The sequence below is a fragment of the Actinomadura rubrisoli genome (assembly GCF_004349215.1).
GTDB classification, from domain to species: Bacteria; Actinomycetota; Actinomycetes; order Streptosporangiales; family Streptosporangiaceae; genus Spirillospora; species Spirillospora rubrisoli.
Window position 1 is genome coordinate 1 of sequence record NZ_SMKU01000554.1, and the last position, 3,572, is coordinate 3,572.

The following is a 3,572-nucleotide window of genomic DNA, read 5'->3' on the forward strand; positions in this document are numbered from 1 at the left end:
GCTTCCCGCCGGGCCGCCCCGTCCGGCGGTGCCCGGGCCGGGCCGGCCGGGCGCCGGTCCCGTTGGCGCGTTCCGGGAGGGTAAGGCTTGATCCAAAAGGGCGAAACCGGTCACCGGGAGGACTAACATCGGACTACGTGACGAGCATCAGCCTTGACAGCGCAGCACCGGCCGGCCTCGACGTGGACGCGATCGTGATCGGCGTCTCCCCAGCCGAGGCGGGTGCCGTTCCGGCGGCCGGCTCCGAAGGTCTCGACCAGGCCCTGGACGGAAGGCTCGCCGACGCGCTGCGCGCGCTGGGCGCCACCGGCAAGGCCGGAGAGGTCACCAAGCTCCCCACGCTCGGCGCGGTCACCGCACCGGTGATCGTGGCCGCCGGGCTGGGCGCCGATCCCGGCCCCGAGGAACTCCGCCGCGCCGCGGGCGCCGCCCTGCGCGCGCTCGCCGGCAGCACCCGCGTCGCCGTCGCCCTCCCCGCCCCGTCCGCGGACGAGGTCGAGGCCGTCGCGCTCGGCGCGCTGCTCGGCAACTACACCTTCGACTCCTACCGCACCGGCGACGAGCACAAGAGCCCGGTCGAGGAGATCCGCCTGCTCGCCCCGGCCGCCAAGGAGGCGGCCGTCGAGCGCTCGCGGATCCTCGCCGAGTCCATCCACCTGGTCCGCGACCTGGTCAACACCCCGCCGTCCCACCTCAGCCCCGAGGACCTCGCCGGCGAGGCCGAGCGGATCGCGGGCGAGACGGGCCTGGCCATCGAGGTGCTGGACGAGAAGGCACTGGTGGAGGGCGGCTACGGCGGCATCGCGGGCGTCGGGCAGGGCTCGGTGAACCCGCCGCGGCTCGTCCGGCTCGCCTACGGCCACCCCGAGGCGTCCAAGACCCTCGCCCTCATCGGCAAGGGCATCACGTTCGACTCCGGCGGCCTGTCCCTCAAGCCGGCCGACGCCATGGACTGGATGAAGTCCGACATGGGCGGCGCCGCGGCCGTGCTCGGCGCGCTCGCCGCCATCGCCAAGCTCGGCCCCAAGGTCAACGTGGTCGGCTACCTGGCCATCGCCGAGAACATGCCGAGCGGCACCGCCCAGCGCCCGTCCGACGTGCTGCGTATCTACGGCGGCAAGACCGTCGAGGTCCTCAACACCGACGCCGAGGGGCGCCTGGTCCTGGCCGACGCCCTCGTCCGCGCGGGCGAGGACGGCCCGGACCTCATCATCGACGTCGCCACGCTGACCGGCGCGCAGCTCGTCGCGCTCGGCACCCGCACCACCGGGATCATGGCCAACGACGACGACGTCCGCGAGAAGGTGGTCGCGGCGGCCGGCCGCGCCGGGGAGGCGTCCTGGGGCATGCCGCTGCCCGCCGAGCTGCGCAAGGGCCTGGACTCCGCGGTCGCCGACATCGCCAACATCAGCGGCGACCGCTGGGGCGGCATGCTGGTCGCCGGGGTCTTCCTCAAGGAGTTCGTGCCGGACGGCGTGAAGTGGGCCCACCTCGACATCGCCGGCCCGTCCTTCCATAAGGGCGAGCCCTACGGGTACACCCCCAAGGGCGGCACCGGCGCGGCCACCCGCACGCTCGTCCAGATCGCCGAGGACCTCGCCGACGGGACTCTGTAGGGGCCGCCGGATGTTACCGGGGTGACAACCTAATAGGTTTTTTCGTGGCGGTGGGGGCCCGATGCCCGGTGCGCCCCGCCCCCGCCAAGGCGCCGCGGTCCACGCGCCGCCAGAACCGGGAAAGGGAGCGTCCAGTGGCCAACAGCGGCCCCTTCGACATCGTGGTCCTTGGTGCCGGCAGTGGCGGTTACGCCTGCGCGCTGCGCGCCGCCGAGCTCGGCAAGTCGGTCGCGCTCATCGAGCGGGACGAGACCCTCGGCGGAACGTGCCTCAACCGGGGCTGCGTCCCCACCAAGGCGCTGCTGCACGCGGCCGAGGTGGCCGACCAGTCCCGCGAGGCCGCCAAGTTCGGTGTGAAGGCCACGTTCGAGGGCATCGACGTCGCCGGAGTGAACGCCTACAAGGACCGGATCGTCTCGACGACCGTCAAGGGCCTCACCGGGCTGATCAAGTCCCGGGGCATCGAGGTCGTGCACGGCACCGGCCGGCTCGCCGGCCCGACCACCGTCGAGGTCACCACGAGCGACGGGCAGGCGCGCACCCTGGAGGGCGCGCACATCGTCCTCGGCACCGGCTCGGCGCCGAGGTCGCTGCCCGGCCTGGAGATCGACGGCGAGCGCGTCATCTCCAGCGACCACGCCCTGCGGCTGGAGCACGTCCCCGGTTCCGTCGTCGTCCTCGGCGGCGGCGTCATCGGCGTCGAGTTCGCGAGCGTCTGGCGCTCGTTCGGCGCCGAGGTCACGATCGTCGAGGCGCTGCCCCACCTGTTGCCGCTGGAGGAGGAGTCCAGCTCCAAGCGGCTGGAGCGCGCCTTCCGCAAGCGCGGCATCAAGTACGAGCTGGGCACCCGCTTCGAGGGCGTCAAGCCCACCCAGGGCGGCGTCGCCGTCACGCTGGAGGGCGGCAAGACCATCGACGCCGAGCTGCTGCTGGTGGCCGTCGGGCGCGGCCCGGTCTCCGACGGCATCGGCCTCGCCGAGGCCGGCGTCGAGACCGAGCGCGGCTTCGTCAAGGTCGACGCCTACTGCCGCACCAGCGTCCCCACGATCTCGGCGGTCGGCGACCTGATCGCGACGCCGCAGCTGGCCCACGTCGGCTTCGCCGAGGGCATCCTCGTCGCCGAGCGGCTGGGCGGGCTCACCCCGCCCCCGATCGACTACGACGGCGTGCCGCGCATCACCTACTCCGACCCCGAGGTCGCCTCGGTGGGCATCACCACCGCCGTGGCCAGGGAGCGCGGGCACGAGGTCAAGGAGTTCACCTACGACCTGGCCGGCAACCCCAAGAGCAAGATCCTGGGGACGCAGGGCGAGGTCAAGGTGATCTCGGCCGTGGACGGTCCCGTCCTCGGCGTCCACATGGTCGGCGCGCGCGTCGGCGAGCTCGTCGCGGAGGGACAGCTGATCTACAACTGGGAGGCCCTGCCCGGCGAGGTCGCCCAGCTGATCCACCCCCACCCGACCCAGTCCGAGGCGGTCGGCGAGGCGATGCTCGCCCTCGCCGGCAAGCCACTGCACGTGCACGGCTGAAACGCCGCACAGTCATTTCGAAGGAGTCGCTGAGAGCCATGCCGGTCTCCGTCACTATGCCCCAGCTCGGCGAGAGCGTCACCGAGGGCACCGTCACCCGCTGGTTGAAGAAGGAGGGTGAGCGCGTCGAGACCGACGAGCCGCTTCTCGAAGTGTCGACCGACAAGGTCGACACCGAGATCCCTTCGCCCGCCTCGGGCATCCTGACCAGCATCACCGTCGCCGAGGACGAGACCGTCGAGGTCGGCGCCGAGCTCGCCATCATCGGGGACGAGGGCGGCGCGCCGTCCGGCGGCGCCGCCCCCGCCGAGGAGCCGCAGGCCGCGCGGGAGGAGGCCCCGGCGCCCGAACGGTCCGAGGCGTCCGCCCAGCAGCCCGCACAGCCCGCCCAGCAGCCTCGGACTGGGTCGGGTGGGGGTGGATCAGC

At 73.1% G+C, this 3,572-nt stretch carries 3 protein-coding genes; all 3 read left to right on the plus strand.

Going from position 1 to position 3,572, the window contains the following annotated elements; genetic code table 11:
• Nucleotides 1–137 precede the first annotated feature (137 nt).
• Nucleotides 138–1,616, plus strand: a complete 1,479-nt coding sequence (locus E1298_RS45155; RefSeq protein WP_131903522.1) for a leucyl aminopeptidase — start codon at nt 138–140, stop codon at nt 1,614–1,616.
• A 134-nt stretch (nt 1,617–1,750) separates the two neighbouring features.
• Nucleotides 1,751–3,145 carry a dihydrolipoyl dehydrogenase gene (lpdA, locus tag E1298_RS45160; RefSeq protein ID WP_131903523.1) on the plus strand — a complete coding sequence of 465 codons (1,395 nt, stop codon included), beginning with the start codon at nt 1,751–1,753 and terminating at the stop codon, nt 3,143–3,145.
• A gap of 38 nt (nt 3,146–3,183) precedes the next feature.
• Nucleotides 3,184–3,572: biotin/lipoyl-containing protein (locus E1298_RS45165; RefSeq protein WP_341770711.1), on the plus strand; the 389-nt coding region annotated here is incomplete at its 3' end.